16 protein-coding genes are annotated in these 19,094 nt (G+C 53.2%); 11 read left to right on the top strand and 5 right to left on the bottom strand.

What is annotated here, in order from left to right; genetic code table 11:
• Nucleotides 1-11: 11 nt before the first annotated feature.
• The 6 genes from lpoB to FDW96_RS10215 all read left to right on the top strand — a co-directional run bounded on the left by lpoB (nucleotide 12) and on the right by FDW96_RS10215 (nucleotide 5,306).
• Nucleotides 12-653 carry a penicillin-binding protein activator LpoB gene (gene lpoB / locus FDW96_RS10240; protein WP_137365630.1) on the top strand — a complete coding sequence of 214 codons (642 nt, stop codon included), beginning with the start codon at nucleotides 12-14 and terminating at the stop codon, nucleotides 651-653.
• Nucleotides 634-1,458 (top strand): thiamine kinase, encoded by an 825-nt coding sequence (gene thiK, locus FDW96_RS10235; RefSeq protein WP_079224641.1) that lies wholly within the window; start codon nucleotides 634-636, stop codon nucleotides 1,456-1,458. Before lpoB ends, thiK begins: the two co-directional genes overlap by 20 nt.
• 10 nt (nucleotides 1,459-1,468) lie before the next feature.
• Nucleotides 1,469-2,494: a beta-N-acetylhexosaminidase gene (nagZ, locus tag FDW96_RS10230; RefSeq protein ID WP_137365629.1), complete on the top strand. Its 1,026-nt coding sequence runs from the start codon at nucleotides 1,469-1,471 to the stop codon at nucleotides 2,492-2,494.
• Between the two features lie 21 nt (nucleotides 2,495-2,515).
• Nucleotides 2,516-3,058 carry an alpha/beta hydrolase YcfP gene (gene ycfP, locus FDW96_RS10225; protein ID WP_003030817.1) on the top strand — a complete coding sequence of 181 codons (543 nt, stop codon included), beginning with the start codon at nucleotides 2,516-2,518 and terminating at the stop codon, nucleotides 3,056-3,058.
• Between the two features lie 235 nt (nucleotides 3,059-3,293).
• Nucleotides 3,294-4,598, top strand: coding sequence for an NADH-quinone dehydrogenase (gene ndh, locus FDW96_RS10220; RefSeq protein ID WP_137365628.1), 1,305 nt, complete (start codon nucleotides 3,294-3,296; stop codon nucleotides 4,596-4,598).
• A 168-nt stretch (nucleotides 4,599-4,766) separates the two neighbouring features.
• The gene (locus FDW96_RS10215) at nucleotides 4,767-5,306 is read left to right on the top strand and encodes a glycine zipper 2TM domain-containing protein (RefSeq protein ID WP_003030814.1); all 540 of its coding nucleotides are present in this window, start codon (nucleotides 4,767-4,769) and stop codon (nucleotides 5,304-5,306) included.
• 57 nt (nucleotides 5,307-5,363) lie between these two features.
• Here the strand turns inward: FDW96_RS10215 and FDW96_RS10210 are convergent, their stop codons facing one another.
• Together FDW96_RS10210 and comR are read right to left on the bottom strand one after the other, a co-directional pair.
• Nucleotides 5,364-7,544 carry a TonB-dependent siderophore receptor gene (locus FDW96_RS10210; RefSeq protein WP_137365627.1) on the bottom strand — a complete coding sequence of 727 codons (2,181 nt, stop codon included), beginning with the start codon at nucleotides 7,542-7,544 and terminating at the stop codon, nucleotides 5,364-5,366.
• Nucleotides 7,545-7,792: 248 nt separating this feature from the next.
• Nucleotides 7,793-8,428, bottom strand: a complete 636-nt coding sequence (comR, locus tag FDW96_RS10205) for a TetR family copper-responsive transcriptional repressor ComR (RefSeq protein ID WP_061381747.1) — start codon at nucleotides 8,426-8,428, stop codon at nucleotides 7,793-7,795.
• Nucleotides 8,429-8,671: 243 nt separating this feature from the next.
• On the opposite strand from comR, the gene bhsA reads away from it, so the two are divergent.
• A complete protein-coding gene (gene bhsA, locus FDW96_RS10200) occupies nucleotides 8,672-8,929 on the top strand; it encodes a multiple stress resistance protein BhsA (protein WP_029139491.1) in 258 nt (85 codons plus the stop codon).
• Nucleotides 8,930-9,014: 85 nt separating this feature from the next.
• On the opposite strand, the gene FDW96_RS10195 is transcribed toward bhsA, so the two are convergent.
• The 3 genes from FDW96_RS10195 to FDW96_RS10185 all read right to left on the bottom strand — a co-directional run bounded on the left by FDW96_RS10195 (nucleotide 9,015) and on the right by FDW96_RS10185 (nucleotide 14,758).
• Nucleotides 9,015-9,980: a L,D-transpeptidase family protein gene (locus FDW96_RS10195; RefSeq protein WP_079224637.1), complete on the bottom strand. Its 966-nt coding sequence runs from the start codon at nucleotides 9,978-9,980 to the stop codon at nucleotides 9,015-9,017.
• A 148-nt stretch (nucleotides 9,981-10,128) separates the two neighbouring features.
• On the bottom strand, nucleotides 10,129-13,575 hold the full coding sequence (mfd, locus tag FDW96_RS10190; protein ID WP_137365626.1) for a transcription-repair coupling factor: 3,447 nt from the start codon (nucleotides 13,573-13,575) through the stop codon (nucleotides 10,129-10,131).
• Nucleotides 13,576-13,693: 118 nt separating this feature from the next.
• Nucleotides 13,694-14,758 carry an acyltransferase family protein gene (locus tag FDW96_RS10185; RefSeq protein WP_042309097.1) on the bottom strand — a complete coding sequence of 355 codons (1,065 nt, stop codon included), beginning with the start codon at nucleotides 14,756-14,758 and terminating at the stop codon, nucleotides 13,694-13,696.
• Between the two features lie 261 nt (nucleotides 14,759-15,019).
• Between FDW96_RS10185 and lolC the strand changes: the two genes are divergently transcribed.
• Genes lolC through nagK form a run of 4 tightly spaced genes read left to right on the top strand, consistent with a single transcriptional unit; the run spans nucleotide 15,020 to nucleotide 19,087 of the window.
• The gene (gene lolC / locus FDW96_RS10180) at nucleotides 15,020-16,219 is read left to right on the top strand and encodes a lipoprotein-releasing ABC transporter permease subunit LolC (protein ID WP_038639847.1); all 1,200 of its coding nucleotides are present in this window, start codon (nucleotides 15,020-15,022) and stop codon (nucleotides 16,217-16,219) included.
• Nucleotides 16,212-16,913 (top strand): lipoprotein-releasing ABC transporter ATP-binding protein LolD, encoded by a 702-nt coding sequence (lolD, locus tag FDW96_RS10175; protein WP_042309095.1) that lies wholly within the window; start codon nucleotides 16,212-16,214, stop codon nucleotides 16,911-16,913. Before lolC ends, lolD begins: the two co-directional genes overlap by 8 nt.
• Nucleotides 16,913-18,157 (top strand): lipoprotein-releasing ABC transporter permease subunit LolE, encoded by a 1,245-nt coding sequence (lolE, locus tag FDW96_RS10170; protein WP_042309093.1) that lies wholly within the window; start codon nucleotides 16,913-16,915, stop codon nucleotides 18,155-18,157. Before lolD ends, lolE begins: the two co-directional genes overlap by 1 nt.
• A gap of 18 nt (nucleotides 18,158-18,175) precedes the next feature.
• Nucleotides 18,176-19,087: an N-acetylglucosamine kinase gene (gene nagK, locus FDW96_RS10165; RefSeq protein WP_137365625.1), complete on the top strand. Its 912-nt coding sequence runs from the start codon at nucleotides 18,176-18,178 to the stop codon at nucleotides 19,085-19,087.
• Nucleotides 19,088-19,094: the final 7 nt, after the last annotated feature.

Raw genomic sequence — 19,094 nt, 5'->3', positions numbered from 1 at the left:
GGTGAATCTTGATGATCAAAATGAATCGCTACGCATTGCTTGCCGCGCTGGCGATGTTTCTCTCTGGTTGTGTGGCTCAACGTGAACCTGCGCCGGTAGAGGAAGTGAAGCCGGTACCGGAACAGCCCGCGCAGCCGCAACAGCCGGTACCGGTGGTACCAACGGTGCCAGGTATACCGCAGCAGCCGGGTCCGATCGAACACGAAGATCAAACGGCGCAGCCAACACCGCGCCAACGTCACTACGACTGGAACAGCGCAATGCAGCCGATGGTGGGTAAAATGCTGCAGGCCGATGGCGTCAAAGCGGGTGGTGTTCTGCTGGTTGATAGTGTGAATAACCGTACTAACGGTTCATTGAACGCTGGCGAAGCGACTGAAACCTTACGTAACGCGCTGGCGAATAACGGCAAATTTACCCTGGTTTCCACCCAGCAACTGGCTGTCGCCAAGCAGCAGTTAGGTCTGTCGCCGAACGATAGCCTGGGAACGCGCAGCAAAGCGATTGGTATTGCCCGTAACGTTGGTGCGCAGTATGTGCTCTATTCCAGCGCATCTGGCAACGTCAATTCGCCGGCGCTGCAAATGCAATTAATGCTGGTACAAACTGGCGAGATAATCTGGTCAGGTAAAGGTGCTGTTCAGCAACAATAACAGATTGACGCGCGATGAAGTTATGTCGCGCTACTTTCCGCAGTATCATCCCGTCGTAGCCAGCCACCATGGCTTGAGCGGCGGGAGCTGCATAATCGAACATCAGACCCACCGCTTAGTGCTGCGCTGTCATCACGACCCCGACGCGCCGGAATCGCATTTTCTGCGCCAATATCATGCGTTAAAACACCTACCGGAAAATCTTGCGCCCCGACCTCGTTTTTATACGCGTGGGTGGATGGCAGTCGACTTTTTTCACGGTAAGGTAGAATCCAGATTACCGGACGCCGACGAACTTGCTGACTTATTGTATTATCTGCATCAGCAACCTCGGCTGGGCTGGCGAATCAGCCTGCTGCCGTTACTTGAACAGTACTGGCAGTGTGGTGATCCGGCGCGTCGTACACCACATTGGTTACGAGCGTTAAAGCGGCTAAGAAAAAGCGGCGAGCCCCGCCCTTTGCGGCTGGGGCCGCTACATATGGATGTCCACGGTGACAACATCGTACGCGCACCGTCAGGGTTGCGGCTGATTGACTGGGAATATGCCGGAGACGGCGATATCGCCCTCGAGCTGGCGGCGGTGTGGGTCAGTGATGAGCTCCAGCACCAACAGCTAGTCAGCGCCTATGCCCGACGAGCGTGCATTGAGCCAACCGTTTTGTGGCGACAGGTCAGGCGATGGCGACCCTGGGTAATCATGCTAAAAGCAGGGTGGTTTGAGTATCGCTGGCGACAAACCGGCGATCAACAATTTATCAGGCTGGCCGATGAAACCTGGCGGCAGCTAACAATGAAAGGATGAGGAGAGTAGTGTGGGCCCAGTAATGTTGGATGTCGAAGGGTATGAGCTGGACGCTGAAGAGCGTGAGATTCTGGCGCATCCGCTGGTAGGTGGGTTGATTCTCTTTACCCGAAATTATCATGACCCGGAACAGTTGCGTGAGTTAGTGCGTCAGATCCGTAGCGCGTCACGTAATCATTTGGTCGTGGCGGTTGATCAGGAAGGCGGACGCGTACAGCGTTTTCGCGAAGGTTTTACCCGCCTGCCTGCGGCCCAATCTTTTGCCGCGCTACACGGTCTGGAAGAGGGAGGCAAACTGGCTCAGGACGCCGGGTGGCTGATGGCCAGCGAAATGATCGCCATGGATATTGATATTAGCTTTGCACCGGTTCTGGACGTGGGACATATCAGCGCAGCGATTGGCGAGCGCTCTTACCATGCCGATCCGCTGAAAGCATTGGCGATGGCGACCCGTTTTATTGACGGTATGCATGCCGCTGGCATGAAGACCACCGGTAAACACTTCCCCGGGCATGGGGCGGTGACGGCGGATTCGCACAAAGAAACGCCAACCGATCCACGCGCAGAAGCTGAGATTCGTGCGAAAGATATGTCCGTGTTCCGGACGTTAATTACAGAAAACAAACTCGATGCCATTATGCCTGCGCACGTTATCTACAGCGACGTGGATCCGCGTCCGGCGAGTGGTTCGCCTCACTGGTTGAAGACGGTACTGCGTCAGGAGCTTGGCTTCGACGGCGTTATTTTCTCTGACGATCTGTCGATGGAAGGTGCGGCGATTATGGGAAGCTACGCCGAGCGTGGGCAGGCATCGCTGGATGCTGGTTGCGATATGATCCTGGTCTGCAATAATCGTAAGGGAGCGGTCAGTGTGTTAGATAATCTGTCGCCGATCAATGCAGAACGTGTTACACGTTTGTATCATAAAGGTTCATTTTCACGTCAGGAACTAATGGACTCGACACGCTGGAAGACGGTAAGCGCCCAGCTCAACCAGCTTCATGAGCGCTGGCAGGAAGAGAAAGCAGGTCATTAACGCACGTTTGGCGAGGATGCGATGATTATCTATTTACACGGTTTTGACTCTAATAGTCCGGGCAACCACGAGAAGGTGTTGCAGCTGCAATTTATCGACCCGGATGTCAGGCTGATTAGCTACAGTACGCGGCATCCTAAACATGATATGCAGCATCTGCTGAAAGAAGTGGACAAAATGCTGCAGCTTAATGTGGACGACCGTCCGCTGATTTGTGGCGTCGGTCTGGGGGGATACTGGGCAGAACGCATTGGTTTCCTGTGTGATATTCGTCAGGTGGTATTTAATCCTAACCTGTTCCCGTATGAGAATATGGAAGGGAAAATCGACAGACCTGAAGAGTATGCTGACATTGCGACAAAATGCGTGACCAATTTTCGTGAAAAGAACCGCGATCGCTGCCTGGTGATCCTCTCTCGCCATGATGAAGCACTGAACAGTCAGCGCTCGTCAGAAGAGCTGCATCACTTTTATGAGATCGTCTGGGACGAAGAGCAGACGCATAAGTTTAAAAATATCTCTCCGCATTTGCAGCGCATTAAGGCGTTCAAGACGTTAGGTTAAGCCTGATGAGTGTCTAAAAAACCAGCTTTCGGGCTGGTTTTTTTGTCTTTAACCTTCGGGTTGTCTATCTTTTCAGCATCAAAACTTGATGCACATCAATTTTGGTATGACCAATGCACCGTTCGTGTTATTCTCACTCTCGAAGGACATTTTCATTATCGTAACCTGTTGTTAATTAAAGGCTATGTTAATAACTTTTAATTAACAATTGGTTAATAAATTTGAGGGGGTCACGTTGACTACACCATTGAAAAGGATCGTGATTGTCGGCGGCGGTGCTGGCGGGCTGGAAATGGCGACGCAGCTGGGTAAAAAGCTGGGGCGTAAGAAAAAAGCCAAAATTACGCTGGTGGACAGAAACCACAGCCATTTATGGAAACCGTTACTGCATGAAGTGGCGACTGGTTCTCTGGATGAAGGTGTGGATGCGCTGAGCTATCTGGCGCATGCCCGTAACCATGGTTTCCAGTTCCAGTTGGGCTCGGTGGTTGATATCGACCGCGAAGCGAAAACCATTACTCTTGCTGAGCTGCGCGACGAGAAGGGCGATCTGCTGGTTCCCGAGCGTAAAGTACCGTATGACACGCTGGTGATGGCGCTGGGCAGTACGTCCAACGATTTCAACACGCCGGGCGTCAAAGAGAACTGTATTTTCCTTGATAACCCGCATCAGGCGCGTCGTTTCCACCAGGAGATGCTGAATCTGTTCCTCAAGTATTCCGCGAATCTGGGCGCTAACGGTAAAGTGAATATTGCCATTGTCGGCGGCGGCGCAACGGGGGTTGAACTCTCCGCGGAACTGCACAATGCGGTCAAACAGCTGCACAGCTATGGCTATAAAGGACTGACCAATGACGCGCTGAACGTCACATTGGTTGAAGCTGGTGAGCGTATCCTGCCGGCATTGCCGCCGCGGATTTCCAGCGCCGCGCACAATGAGTTAACCAAACTGGGCGTACGTGTACTGACGCAGACGATGGTTACCAGCGCTGACGAAGGCGGGTTGCATACCAAAGATGGCGAATACATTGAGGCCGACCTGATGGTGTGGGCCGCAGGGATCAAAGCGCCAGACTTTATGAAGGATATTGGCGGTCTGGAAACGAACCGCATTAACCAACTGGTGGTTGAGCCGACGCTGCAGACCACGCGCGATCCTGACGTGTATGCGATTGGCGACTGCGCTTCCTGCGCGCGTCCAGAAGGGGGTTTTGTGCCGCCGCGCGCTCAGGCTGCGCACCAAATGGCGACCTGCGCGATGAACAATATTCTGGCGCAGATGAACGGCAAGCCGTTGAAAGCGTATCAGTACAAAGATCACGGTTCTCTGGTCTCGCTTTCTAATTTCTCTACCGTCGGTAGCCTGATGGGCAACCTGACGCGCGGTTCAATGATGGTAGAAGGCCGTATTGCGCGCTTTGTCTACATCTCACTGTATCGTATGCATCAGATTGCGCTGCATGGTTACTTCAAAACCGGCCTGATGATGCTGGTCGGCAGTATTAACCGGGTGATTCGCCCGCGTCTGAAATTGCATTAATATTGACCTCAGGCGTCGGACGCTTTCACGCATCCGACGCCTTCCTTCAGAGTTCTCTGAATCATCTCGCTTTATCCCTTCCTTCCGCTATTTTCATCCGTAATCTGATTGGCATTCCTTACCTTCTGTTGCAAAGTTGTTGCTAATAGCAAAAAAGGAGGAAGTCCCGTGAATAAATCAATGTTGGCGGGTATAGGGATTGGCGTAGCTGCTGCGCTGGGTGTTGCAGCGGTGGCCAGTCTTAACGTTTTCGAGCGTGGCCCACAGTATGCACAAGTTGTCTCTGCAACACCGATTAAAGAATCGGTAAAAACGCCACGTCAGGAGTGTCGGAACGTGACGGTCACGCACCGCAAGCCGGTGCAAGATGAAAACCGTATCGCGGGTTCTGTGCTGGGTGCCGTAGCCGGCGGTGTTATCGGCCATCAGTTTGGTGGCGGACGCGGTAAAGATATTGCCACCGTGGCGGGGGCGTTAGGCGGCGGCTATGCCGGTAACCAGATCCAAGGTTCGATGCAAGAAAACGATACGTACACCACCACGCAGCAGCGCTGTAAAACGGTGTATGACAAATCAGAAAAAATGCTGGGCTACGACGTGACGTACAAAATTGGCGATCAGCAGGGGAAAATTCGTATGGATAAGGACCCCGGCGCGCAAATTCCGTTGGATAACAACGGACAGTTGGTACTGAATAACAAAGCGTAAAATAGCATTATCCTGAGCATTAGCCCCCCATTCGCTCAGGCTGGGGGGCTTTTTTTATCAGAAGGTTAAGGCGTAGTTCAGACCAAAGGTACGACCCCGGCCCTTGTATTCATACAGTGACGGGCTGCCATAAGTTGGGCTGTACAGCAGTGGTGCACGTTGTCCCCATAGCGTGGTGTACTCTTCATTCAGCAGATTTTCCACACTGAAGGTCAGCTTACCTAACGGGAGCTGGTAGCTGCCGATAAAGTCCATAGTGTTATAGCCGTCCAGCTTATTGCCGCTGGCGTCACTCAGATCAAATGTTTGCTGGCTCTGTACTCGCAGCGACCACGGTTCAGGCGCCCAGCCGACCCATGCGGTTGCTTTAGATGGCGAAGCCAGAGTGACATCCCATTTCTGCCATTTACCGTTTTTTTTCACTTCGGATTTAATGACGTTGAAGTTGCCGCCCAGACTCCAGTCGGTATCGGCGATGAAATAATCTACCGCACCTTCCAGACCATAAATCCGACGATCGTCGGGCTGTACGTTTATGGTCATATCACTGCGGTTGATAACGATCGATTTATCCGAAGTGGAGTAATAAGCGGCGAGTTGCGTGCGCAGGCTATCGCCCGTGTAACGCCATCCCAGCTCGTACGAGTTAACTTTAATCCCTTCCAGTCGTGAATCCGCAACGTTGACGCTGCGCTGAAGCTGGTAATGATCGCCAACCAGAGAATAGGTACCATTACCGTAATATTTCCCCGGGTCCGGAAGCTCCACGCCCTGAGAGAAATTAAACCAGGTTTGCTGGCGCTCAGTCAGGTGGGCGAGGATCCCGGCGTTAAACAGGAAGTTATCGTAATCGGTTTTGCCGCCCGGAATGGTATCCGCGGAGTTTGCAAGGCCCGTCGCGATGCCCTGCTGTTGCGCATAGCCAACGAAATCATCAACCCTGTTTTCGGTCCATTGATAGCGTACGCCGCCACTGAGGGTAAAGATGTCGTTTATGTCATAGCTGTTTTGCAGGAAAGGTGCGAAGTTGGTGATGCTGTAACCAGGATAACGCCCGGTAGTATAGGCGGTACGGTTGTCCATGCCGCCGGAGGGCAGAGAGTAAGCCAGATCGAAGAATTTCTGATTGGAGTCGAAGGTTTCATGATCCGCATCGATACCCCACGTCAGTTCCCAGTCATCCATCACCTGGCTGTTGAGGGTGATTTTGGCACCGAACTGGTCGGTATCCTGCTGTGAGGCGGAGAAACTGGTGACCTTACCTTTGCTGAGCGTCGGGAAAGGATAGAATTTCAGCGATTCGTCGCGGTAATAGATTTGGCTGACCAGGTTCTGACCAAAGAAATCTGCATCTGAATATTGCAGGCTGATCAGATGACGTTCGGTGCCGGGAATACGATCGGAGTTCAGTCCGCTGCTGGTATAAGCTTTACCATTTCCGGTCACGGCGGACATGTTCTCGCCGAGATCCAGCCCGTAATCTTCGTCCCCCTGGCTCTTGTAGTACTGGGTAACCAGTTGCAATTGACGGTTATCATCCAGCTCAATCGTCCCGGTGCCCATCACGTCCAGACGATCGGAATGCTGCAGGCCGGTTTGGGTGTTATCCAGCAGCAGAGCATCGTGGTTTCCATCATACCAACCGCCAAACCGTTGATATGCGACGGACATACGACCGGATGCACGATCGGTTCCTCCGCTCACCGCGGCGGCGACGCGTTCGTCATGATCGTTACTGTTATTAAACCCGCTTTTACTGCCCAGTTCGAGTTCAACTTCACGCTCAGGCTGACCTTTTTTGGTGACGATGTTGATCAAACCGCCGGTACTTCCCCCGCCATATAGGGATGTTGCGCCTGAGATGACTTCAATATGAGCAATGTTAAACGGGTCAATGGAGTCAAGTTGACGGCTGTCGGTGCGGGAAGAATTCAGACGGACACCATCTATCAATACTACGATGGCGCGACCGCGCATGTTCATGCCGTAGTTGGTTCGTCCCTGACTGCTGACATCAATTCCGGGGATTAACTGAGCAAGAACATCCTTGAACTCTTTACCACCCTGAACTTGCTGTTCAATTTCGCTTCCTTCAATAACCCAGGTCGTTTGTGCCATTTCTGCCACGGTGCGTTGGCTGCGGTTAGCGCTGACGATGAGATTCTCTTCCTCCGCTGCGATAGCCGGTAGGGTTAAGGATAATAAGAGCGGATTGAGCACCCAGAGACGCTTATGCATTTGTATTCCTTTTAAAAAAGTCGGTCTGTTTTTGTTATTACGGTAGAGAAACCGATAGTTACATTGGGAAACAGGTGTTAAAACAAATGCGAATATTGCTGATAATAATTGTCGTTATCAATACCTTTTTTAAAAAAGTTCTGCTAATGCGATGAAAACAATAAGGAATGAAGGGGTATTGGTACAAAAAAACCGAGGGCTTTTGGCCCCCGGCGGTGTCATCTGTTCGTGGAAGAGAGAGGAAAGGATTAAGCTTTGATGAGTTCGGGCCACAGTCGCAGGGTTGTGTGCGCGATCTGCATCAGTTTCTCAAATGACGCGCCTTCACGGGCGCTAATCGACATACCCTGTAAAATGCAGTTCAGATATTCGGCCAGCTTTTGCACGTCGCAGTGGGCCGGAATTTCGTCCCGCTGTTGGCGCTGACGAAGGAACTGGGTAAGCGTCTGTTCCTGCATCGCATGGCGTGATTTCACGGTATGGGCGATCTCGCGGGAAGAGGCCGCCAGCGTAGCGGACGTATTAATCATAAAACATCCTGCCGGAGTATCTTTACTGGTAAAGCAGGTGGCTATGGCAGTGAAATAGTCTTCCAGTGCGGACTCCAGGCTTTTTTCCTCACAAAACAGCTGAGCTTCATGTTTCGCCGCGAAGCGAGTTATATAGCGGTCCAGCACGGCACGAAACAACCCTTCCTTGTTGGTAAACTCCGCATACAGCGTGGGCGCTTTTGCACCGGTTGCTTCCACGAGATCGGCGAGCGATGTCGCTTCATATCCGTGCTGCCAGAAGAGTGTCATGGCCTTATCAAGCGCGGCTTCCCTGTCGAACACTTTTGGTCGGCCACGGCTTTTTTTTGCACAACCTGTCGTTTCAGTTGTCATGGCGCCGATGTACCTTAGTTGGGTTTATTGAATAACCATTATAAAAATATTCCCCCCCACACTCCAGCGGATTAGCGATAAAAATAATTTATAGCTATTAGCATGAAAAATAAGGTCTTTATGTTTTATATAACGATCATTATAAAAAAATGTTGACGTGTGACCTGGATCACATCTATGATTTACCTATCGATCGTTAAGTTAATCCTTACGACACCCATTCATCTGCAAAAGGTCACTATTATGAAAAACGTAAAAACTCTGTTTGTTGCTGCTGTTCTTAGCTCACTGTCATTTGCCAGCTTCGCCGCTGTTGAAGTTCAGGCCACGCCTGCAGGGCAACAGAAAGTTGGTACTATCTCTGCAAATGCGGGGACGAACTTAGGTTCTCTGGAAGATCAACTGGCGCAGAAAGCGGATGAGATGGGCGCGAAGTCTTTCCGTATTACTTCCGTTACCGGTCCTAACACCCTTCACGGGACTGCAGTTATCTACAAATAAGATTTAACCCATCGCAATGCCACTGCGAGTTAAATAAAAACCCCCGCGGAAAAAAATCCAGCGGGGGTTTTTTTATGCGTAACGTTTACATCGGTTGTTGAGCCACGTCGTGATGACGGGTGACATCGACCGGCATGCCTGAGCGGATCTCCATCGCATGTTCCATGACGGCTGGGTCCGTTTGCGCCGCGTTCTTAAAGGTCTGCATTGCGGCATTCAAAACGATTGGCAACAGTTGCGGGTCGTCATTGATCTTTTCTGACAGCGGCTGGTGCACTTCCACCAGCCGCATGCCGTTAGGTTCGACTGAGGCTTTGATCGGTGTATTAATGATATTGACCTTGGTTCCTGGCTTCACTTGACGGAACAGGGTTTCGATATCACCGTCGCGCAGACGAATACAGCCAGAACTGACGCGCATGCCGATGCCAAAGTCAGCATTGGTGCCGTGCAGCAGATAAACGCCGCCGTATGCGGCTAAGCGAATCGCGTGATGGCCCATCGGGTTATCTGGCCCGGCAGGGACAACGGCAGGAAGATCGATGCCGTTGGCTTTATAGCGCGCACGGATATTTGCTGTAGGCGTCCAGGTGGGGTTGGCGCGTTTATCGGAAATGGTGGTTACCATGGTGGGGGTCAGCGTATCACCGCCTAACTGGCCAATGCCGATAGGATATACGGTCACCGAATTTGTTCCCGGCTGGTAATAATAAAGACGCAGTTCGGCGAGGTTGATGACAATGCCTTCGCGCGGTGCATCCGGTAACAGGGTTTGCAATGGGATCGTCAAAACGCTGCCGGGGCGAGGTACGAAAGGATCAACGCCGGGGTTAGCCTGCAACAGCGCTAAAAAGCCGACGTTGTATTTTTTCGCAATCGCTTCGAGAGAACCGCCATTGTCTTCGACAACGTGAACGGCATTCTGTCCCACCAGGCGGCTTCCCGGCGGCGGCAGCGGCCAGGTGTTTGCCTGAGCCGGAAGTGTTAACGCGAAGGTCGCTGCAAGCGTAAAAAACGCTAACCAGCGAGAGAGTCGTTTATTGTTTAACATCACCATAAATCCATTGTTTTTACGTGGTTTTTATTATGTAAAAGTAAACAGGAATTATGGCCGTTTGCTGTGTCGGGAAGTGCAGGGAAGTGCAAAGAGTTTGTAAATTCACAGGCCGGGAGGGCTGTGTGCGCTCCCGGCCTGTTCACTATGCTACGGCGTTTTCTTCAAGCTGGCGCATAAACTGGCGTACCCAGTCGATTCGCGTTTTGCGTTCGCCCAGATCCTGCATAAATTTCAGCCGGGTTGGGCCGTCCAGACGGAAGTGCTGCGGCTGTTTTTGCAGTAAACCAATCAGCCAGACCGGATTGACGTGGTTTTTCTCTGCAAACTCAATTGTGCCGCCTTTTTCATTGCCTTCAAGCTTTCTGATACCCAGTTTCTGCGCCTGTTGGCGTAACCGGGCAATATCCAGCAGCGTACGGGCCGGGTCGGGCAGCAGACCAAAACGGTCTATCAGCTCGACCTTAATTTCTTCCAGCTCGTTTTCGCCTTTCGCACTGGAAATACGCTTGTAGAACGACAGTCGCGTGTTGACATCGGGAATATAGTCATCCGGCAGCAGTGACGGCATGCGCAGTTCAACTTCGGTTTGCTGGCTGGTGAGATCTTCCAGCGACGGTTCGCGTCCCTCTTTGAGCGCATCGACAGCATTTTCCAGCAGCTCCATATACAGCGAGAAGCCGATGCTTTCCATGGAACCACTCTGATCTTCACCCAGCAGTTCCCCGGCGCCGCGAATTTCAAGGTCGTGGGTCGCCAGCGCAAAGCCAGCGCCCAAATCTTCCAGCGAGGCGATGGCTTCCAGGCGCTTTTGCGCGTCGGTGGTCATCGCTTTTGGATGCGGCGTCAGCAGCCAGGCGTACGCCTGATGGTGTGAGCGTCCCACACGACCGCGCAACTGGTGCAATTGCGCTAAACCAAAGTGGTCGGCGCGTTCGATGATAATGGTGTTGGCGGTCGGAATGTCGATGCCGGTTTCGATAATGGTGGTACACACCAGCACGTTAAAGCGCTGATGGTGGAAATCGTTCATCACGCGTTCCAGTTCGCGCTCGCGCATTTGACCGTGGCCGATACCAATACGCGCTTCCGGCACCAGTTCCGCTAATCTGTCAGCCGTTTTCTGGATATTTTCAACGTCGTTAAACAGATAATAAACTTGCCCCCCGCGCAGAACTTCACGCAGGATAGCCTCGCGAACCACCAGATTGTCATATTCACGCACAAAGGTTTTCACCGCCAGACGACGGGCAGGAGGCGTGGCAATGATCGACAGATCGCGCATGCCGCTCATCGCCATATTGAGCGTACGCGGAATAGGCGTTGCCGTCAGCGTCAGGATATCGACATCCGCGCGCATTGCTTTGATGCGCTCTTTATGGCGAACGCCGAAACGGTGCTCTTCATCGACAATCAGCAGACCCAGATCTTTTAACTTCACATCCGCTTGCAGCAGTTTGTGCGTGCCGATGAGAATATCAATTTTTCCCTCGGCAACTTGCTCCAGAATCTGCGCTTGCTCTTTGGCGCTACGAAAACGGGACAGCATCTCAATGCGTACCGGCCAGTTGGCAAAGCGGTCGCGGAAGTTGTCGAAGTGCTGCTGCGCGAGCAGGGTGGTTGGAACCAGCACGGCAACCTGCTTGTGGTTCTCTACGGCGAGGAAGGCGGCGCGCATCGCGACTTCGGTTTTACCAAAGCCGACGTCGCCGCACACCAGACGATCCATGGCCAGCGGCTGACACATATCGCTGAGGACCGCGTTGATCGCCTGCGCCTGATCGGGCGTAGTTTCAAACGGGAAGCTGTCGCAAAACAGCTGGTACTGCTCACGGTCATGCTTAAAGGCAAAGCCTTCTTTCGCCGCCCGCTGAGCATAGATATCCAACAGTTCTGCCGCGACATCGCGCACCTTCTCAGCGGCTTTCTGGCGGGCACGAGACCAGGCATCTCCGCCCAGTTTATGTAGCGGCGCATTTTCTTCCGCGCCACCAGCGTAGCGGCTGATCAGGTGCAATGATGACACAGGCACGTACAGTTTGGCGTCGTTGGCGTAGGTGAGCATCAGGTACTCGCCGGTGATACCGCCTGCTTCCAGCGTGGTCATCCCGGCATAACGGCCAACGCCGTGCTCCAGGTGCACCACCGGTTGACCTGGATGCAGTTCGGCGAGGTTACGAATTAACGTATCCGGATTGATGGTGCGACGAGAATCCTGGCGGCGGCGCGCCACCCGCTCCCCGAGCAGATCGCTTTCACAAATCAGCGCCAGGTTGCGTTTGCTATCAATGAAGCCGTGTTCGGCTGCGCCAATCATCAGATAGCGGCCATTGTCGATGGCTTCGTCGAGACGCAGTATGCGCTTCGGCGCGATTTTGATACGGGCGAGCAGTTCGCCGAGCGCTTCGCGACGACCTTCACTTTCAACCGAGAAAATCACCGGACCGGTGAAGGCTTCAAGAAATTTACGTAACGCATCTAACGGTGCTTTTTGCTGCGCCTGAACCGCGATATCTGGCAACTTCTGGAAGCCGAGGTTAGTATTCGCGGCTTTGTTCGCCAGTGTCTCGGTTTTCAGTTGAACGCGCGGCCAGCGTTTTAGTTCGGAGAACAGCTCGTCAACGCGCAGCCACAGCGAGTGCGGCGGCAGAAGCGGGCGCATCGGATCAACACCCCGATTCTCAAAACGCGACAGGGTATCGGCCTGGAAGCGTTCTGCACTGGTCTCTATATCACCCGTATTGACCAATAACGTATTGGCGGGGAAATAGCTGAACAGGGGGGGCAGCGGCTCGCTGAAAAACAGCGGCTGCCAGTATTCGATACCCGCAGGTAACGTGCCTTTGCTGACCTGCTGGTAAATATGTTCGGCGTCGCGTTTAACTTCAAAGGTATCGCGCCACTGGCTGCGGAACAGCTCGATCGCCGTTTTATCGGTCGGGAATTCGTGCGCGGGCAGCAAATTAATGGCATCGACTTCTTCCAGCGTGCGCTGGGTGTCGGTATCAAACAGACGCAGGCTGTCGATTTCGTCATCAAAGAAGTCCAGACGATAAGGCAATTCACTGCCCATTGGGAACAGATCCAACAACGCGCCGCGCGTGGCGTATTCGCCGTGCTCCATCACCTGATCAACATGGCGGTAGCCCGCGCTGTCCAGTTGTTCGCGCAGGGCGTCGCGCGAAAGCCGCTGACCTTTTTTCATCACCAGCGCATGACCGTGCAGATAGCTGTGCGGACAGACGCGCTGCATCAGCGTGTTCACCGGCACAATCAGCACACCGCGCTGCATGGCAGGGAGCTGATACAGGGTGGACAGTCGCGAGGAGATAATCTCCTGATGAGGGGAAAAGCTATCGTAGGGCAGCGTTTCCCAGTCCGCCAGGTTCATTACCATCTGGTCGGTAAACTGACGAATTTCATCATGCAGTCGCAGGGCATTTTGCATGTCCGGCGCGATCAGTACTACAGGACCCGCATGACGTTCAGCGATTTCGGCGACCAGCGTCGCGCAAGCTGCGCCGGTCAGTTCACCTAACTGGCGCTGGTCGGAAGCGCCGGCCGGGAGCGTGTAACGATGTTGTTCAGGCATTCGGTTGTCAGGATCTCGTTTAGATATACATCTGATAAGCAATGTTCTTTATTATCCGTGATCGTTTCTCATAAGCAAATTGATTCGCCCCCTGATGGGGGCAAAAAGCGCGTTGAAATTAGCGCGAGGATGTCGATAAAGACGGTGGGGAAAAGAGCAAGTCGGCAACGGTTTTTTGCGAAATTTTACGCACCAGCAAGCCAAACAGGGTGCACAACAGCAGGCAGGCGAAGGGATAAACCAGCAACAGGAGCAACTCGCCGTACGCAGGCCAGGCGGCATGATTGATTTTGGGGATGAGCGTTAAGCTGAACAGCTCAACCAAAATACGGTGGGTGGTGTAGATGGCGATGGTATTGGATCCAATCACGCTTAACGGGCTGGATGCGCGCATACCAAAGCGCTGCTCGAACTGATAAAACAGCTTCATGATCAGTACAATAGACAGGAGGGAAAGCAGTAGCGAAATATTTACCAGCCACGCGCCCACGGCGACCACTACGCTAACCATAAATATGAGCGTATGGCGGCGCAGAGGCACCTCTTTGATCCATACCATCAGCGTTGCGCCAAACCAGGCGCCGAGACTGTACCAGGGCAGATTGCGAATCACGCTGTTCACTCCCCACCACGGCGTGGGGAAAAAATTGATCGCCACGCTCAGCACGACAAACAGCGTCAACAGCGGTAATGCCCAGCGGTTGAAAATCTTACACAGCACAAAATAGACAATCAGTGCATACAGATACCACAAGCTGGTGCTGGCGGTCAGCATCCCGTGGGTAAAGCCAGCGATTGAACCGGCATACGCGGCGTTGGCGGCATGACTCAGATCGCGTTGCGGAGCCAACCAGTTATTGAGCGTGACTAACGCCAGCCATTGCACGACTCCCCATAGCACCAGCACCCAGGCAATACTCCAGATCCGTTTATTCACGCAGGTCGTCCAGGGAACGTTATCGATGTAGCGGCGGATCAAATAGCCCGAAATAAAGAAAAATACCGGCATACGAAACGGCGCCAGGTACAGATTGAGGTAAATCCAGCATTTGCTCAGCATCTCTGAAAGCGGATGCTGAAAGGTGGTGAGATGCGGGTAAAACGTAATGACTGAGTGGTATATAACCACCAGACAAATGCATAACCCTTTGATTTGATTAATCCATAGTTCTTTTTTATTCATCGAGACAGCGTATCCATATTGTTGGCTATAGCCTGCTATCCTGCGCAACCCTCAGTACGCTGTAATGCGTAACTGTCTGCATTTTGTTTTTTTAGGATAAAGATCAGGGACCGGCACTAAAGGGGCGAGGGACAGCTACAGCGGATTGATTTGTTTATACTTTTAGGAATAGTGCTGACGAACACTTACGGTTCAGTCATTTACCCATTCCGCTTTCGCTTATATACTCGTGACTTTGCTAACAGCAACCAGACGGATTTCATGTACCAACCTGTCGCTCTATTCATCGGCCTGCGTTATATGCGTGGGCGTGCAGCAGATCGCTTCGGTCGCTTCGTTTCCTGGCTCTCCACCATCGGCATTACTCTCGGGGTAATGGCGCTGGTCACAGTGTTGTCAGTGATGAACGGTTTCGAGCGCGAGCTGCAAAACAATATCCTTGGCCTGATGCCCCAGGCCGTTCTCTCGTCTGAGCAGGGTTCCTTAAACCCGCAGCAACTGCCGGAAAAAGCGGTGGTGTTGAACGGCGTCAACCGCGTTGCACCCATAACTACGGGAGATGTGGTGCTGCAAAGTGCACGTAGCGTGGCGGTTGGCGTAATGCTGGGGATCGACCCGGCGCAAAAAGATCCGCTCACGCCGTATCTGGTCAATGTGAAGCAAACAGATCTGCAACCGGGTAAGTATAATGTCATCCTCGGTGAGCAGCTTGCCGGGCAGCTGGGCGTTAACCGTGGCGATCAAATTCGCGTGATGGTGCCGTCCGCCAGTCAGTTTACGCCGATGGGGCGTCTGCCGAGCCAGCGTCTGTTTACGGTGATTGGCACCTTTGCTGCTAATAGCGAAGTCGACGGCTACCAGATGCTGACCAATATTCAGGATGCGTCACGCCTGATGCGCTACCCGGTGGGTAATATCACCGGCTGGCGTTTGTGGTTGAACGAGCCGTTAAAGGTTGACACGTTGAGCCAGCAAACGCTGCCGCAGGGCACCAAATGGCAGGACTGGCGCGAGCGTAAAGGGGAATTATTCCAGGCTGTGCGCATGGAGAAAAACATGATGGGGCTGTTGCTAAGTCTGATCGTGGCGGTAGCGGCTTTTAATATTATTACCTCGCTGGGTTTGATGGTAATGGAGAAGCAAGGGGAAGTGGCGATTCTACAAACGCAGGGGCTAACGCCGCGGCAGATAATGATGGTGTTTATGGTCCAGGGGGCCAGTGCCGGAATTATCGGCGCGCTGCTGGGCGCAGGGCTGGGCGCATTGCTCGCCAGTCAACTGAATAACCTGATGCCCATTATCGGCGTGCTTCTGGATGGCGCTGCGCTGCCGGTCGCCATCGAGCCGTTGCAGGTTATCGTCATTGCGCTGGTGGCGATGGCCATCGCGCTGCTGTCTACGCTTTATCCTTCCTGGCGCGCTGCCGCCACTCAACCCGCTGAGGCTTTACGTTATGAATAAGATCCTGTTGCAATGCGACAACCTGTGCAAACGCTATCAGGAAGGCACAGTGCAGACCGATGTCCTGCACGATGTCAGTTTTTGCGTTGGCGAAGGCGAGATGATGGCAATTGTCGGCAGCTCCGGCTCCGGTAAGAGTACGCTGCTGCATCTGTTAGGTGGGCTGGATACGCCGACCTCCGGCGACGTCATTTTTAGCGGTCAGCCGATGAGCAAACTCTCGTCTGCGGCGAAGGCGGAGCTGCGCAATCAGAAGCTGGGCTTTATTTACCAGTTCCACCATCTGCTGCCGGATTTTACCGCACTGGAAAACGTGGCGATGCCGCTGCTGATCGGCAAGAAAAAACCGGCTGAAATCACTGCGCGCGCGCGCGATATGCTGAAAGCGGTAGGGCTGGATCATCGTGCCAGCCATCGGCCGTCTGAACTGTCGGGCGGCGAGCGTCAGCGTGTGGCGATTGCCCGTGCGCTGGTGAACAACCCTCGTCTGGTGCTGGCGGATGAACCCACGGGTAACCTGGATGCGCGTAATGCGGACAGCATTTTCGAGCTTCTGGGTGAACTTAACCGCTCTCAGGGCACAGCATTTCTGGTGGTTACGCACGATCTGCAGTTGGCGAAGCGGATGAGCCGCCAGCTTGAAATGCGCGATGGTCGCCTGACGGCTGAACTGAGCCTGATGGGAGCAGAGTAATGGCGTCGCCTTTATCGTTATTGATTGGCCTGCGCTTTAGCCGTGGTCGGCGGCGCGGTGGCATGGTCTCGCTGATTTCTGTGATTTCTACCGTTGGTATCGCGTTGGGTGTGGCGGTGTTGATCGTCGGATTAAGCGCCATGAACGGCTTTGAGCGTGAGTTGAACAACCGTATTCTGGCCGTGGTCCCGCACGGTGAAATTGAGGCCGTTAACCAGCCGTGGAACAACTGGCAGGAAGCGCTCGATAAAGTACAGAAAGTGCCTGGTATTGCCGCCGCAGCGCCTTATATCAACTTTACCGGGCTGGTGGAGAGTGGGGCGAATCTACGCGCGGTGCAAGTGAAAGGCGTTGACCCGAAACAGGAACAGCGTTTAAGCGCGCTGCCATCGTTCGTGCAGAACCACGCCTGGGATAATTTCAAAGCCGGTGAGCAGCAAATCATCATTGGTAAAGGGATTGCCGATGCGCTGAAGGTGAAGCAAGGCGACTGGGTGTCGATTATGATCCCTAACGCCAGTGCGGACCATAAGTTACAGCAGCCTAAACGCGTGCGTTTGCACGTGACGGGCATTTTGCAGCTGAGCGGTCAGCTCGATCACAGCTTTGCCATGATCCCCATGAAAGACGCGCAGCAATACCTGGATATGGGATCCAGCGTTTCCGGGATCGCGTTGAAAGTTAACGACGTGTTTAACGCTAATAAACTGGTGCGAGACGCGGGTGAAGTGACCAACAACTATGTTTATATTAAGAGTTGGATTGGCACCTACGGCTATATGTATCGCGATATTCAGATGATCCGCGCCATTATGTATCTGGCGATGGTGCTGGTGATTGGCGTGGCCTGTTTTAATATCGTTTCCACGTTAGTGATGGCGGTAAAAGACAAAAGCGGTGATATTGCGGTATTAAGAACCCTGGGAGCTAAAGATGGTTTGATCCGTGCCATTTTTGTCTGGTACGGCCTGCTGGCGGGTCTGTTCGGCAGTCTGATAGGTGTGGTCATCGGGGTGGTTGTCTCGCTGCAATTGACGCCGATCATCAACGGAATCGAAGCGCTTATCGGCCATCAGTTCCTGTCTGGCGATATCTATTTCATTGACTTCCTGCCATCGGAATTACACTGGCTGGATGTGATCTACGTGCTGGTGACAGCATTAGTGCTGAGTCTTTTGGCGAGTTGGTATCCGGCGCGTCGCGCCAGCAATATTGATCCTGCGAGAGTACTTAGCGGCCAATAACAATAAGAAGGAGCGGTGATGTATTACGGATTTGACATCGGCGGGACCAAAATTGCGCTGGGGGTATTTGATAACCAACGCCGTTTACAATGGGAAACACGCGTCCCTACACCTCGCGACAGCTATGACGCTTTCCTTGATGCGGTCTGCAATCTGGTAACGGAAGCGGACCAGCGCTTCGGCGTCAAAGGTTCGGTGGGTATCGGTATCCCTGGCATGCCAGAAACAGAAGACGGTACGCTATATGCGGCCAACGTGCCTGCCGCCAGTGGTAAACCGCTCCGCGCCGATCTCAGCGCCCGCCTTGACCGCGATGTCCGCCTGGACAACGATGCCAACTGTTTTGCCCTCTCTGAAGCCTGGGACGACGAGTTCACTCAGTATCCGCTGGTTATGGGGTTAATCCTCGGCACCGGTGTCGGCGGTGGACTCGTGCTTAACGGTAAATCCATCACCGGACGCAGCTATATCACCGGTGAGTTTGGTCATATTCGTTTGCCTGTCGATGCGCTGACGCTAATGGGATTTGATTTCCCACTGCGCCGCTGCGGATGCGGTCAATTAGGCTGTATTGAAAGCTATCTCTCCGGCGGTGGATTTGCGTGGTTATATCAGCATTACTACCATCAACCGCTGGATGCCCGTGAAATTATCGCGCTGTGGGAGCAGGGGGATGAGCAAGCGCGCGCCCATGTTGAACGTTATCTGGATTTACTGGCAGTCTGTTTGGGGAATATCCTGACCATCGTTGATCCTGATTTAGTGGTGATTGGTGGTGGTTTGTCGAATTTTTCCGCTATTACGACGCAACTGGCGAACAGATTGCCACGCCATCTGCTGCCGGTTGCCCGAGTGCCGCGTATTGAGCAGGCACGGCACGGTGATGCGGGCGGAATGCGCGGGGCCGCTTTTTTACATCTTACCGATTAATACAAAG

The sequence above is a fragment of the Citrobacter sp. TBCS-15 genome (assembly GCF_005280815.1).
Taxonomy (GTDB): Bacteria; Pseudomonadota; Gammaproteobacteria; order Enterobacterales; family Enterobacteriaceae; genus Citrobacter; species Citrobacter werkmanii.
Note: the sequence above shows the minus strand (reverse complement) of the source record. Positions and strands in the feature narration are given on the sequence as shown.

Bases quoted from the DNA above. Each gene is read 5' to 3' on its own strand.
- nagK (WP_137365625.1), top strand. From the start codon at position 18,176: ATGTATTACGGATTTGACATCGGCGGGACCAAAATTGCGCTGGGGGTA.
- lolE (WP_042309093.1), top strand. From the start codon at position 16,913: ATGGCGTCGCCTTTATCGTTATTGATTGGCCTGCGCTTTAGCCGTGGT.
- FDW96_RS10185 (WP_042309097.1), bottom strand. From the start codon at position 14,758: ATGAATAAAAAAGAACTATGGATTAATCAAATCAAAGGGTTATGCATT.
- ycfP (WP_003030817.1), top strand. From the start codon at position 2,516: ATGATTATCTATTTACACGGTTTTGACTCTAATAGTCCGGGCAACCAC.
- lolC (WP_038639847.1), top strand. From the start codon at position 15,020: ATGTACCAACCTGTCGCTCTATTCATCGGCCTGCGTTATATGCGTGGG.
- lolD (WP_042309095.1), top strand. From the start codon at position 16,212: ATGAATAAGATCCTGTTGCAATGCGACAACCTGTGCAAACGCTATCAG.
- FDW96_RS10195 (WP_079224637.1), bottom strand. From the start codon at position 9,980: ATGTTAAACAATAAACGACTCTCTCGCTGGTTAGCGTTTTTTACGCTT.
- comR (WP_061381747.1), bottom strand. From the start codon at position 8,428: ATGACAACTGAAACGACAGGTTGTGCAAAAAAAAGCCGTGGCCGACCA.
- lpoB (WP_137365630.1), top strand. From the start codon at position 12: ATGATCAAAATGAATCGCTACGCATTGCTTGCCGCGCTGGCGATGTTT.
- mfd (WP_137365626.1), bottom strand. From the start codon at position 13,575: ATGCCTGAACAACATCGTTACACGCTCCCGGCCGGCGCTTCCGACCAG.
- bhsA (WP_029139491.1), top strand. From the start codon at position 8,672: ATGAAAAACGTAAAAACTCTGTTTGTTGCTGCTGTTCTTAGCTCACTG.
- FDW96_RS10210 (WP_137365627.1), bottom strand. From the start codon at position 7,544: ATGCATAAGCGTCTCTGGGTGCTCAATCCGCTCTTATTATCCTTAACC.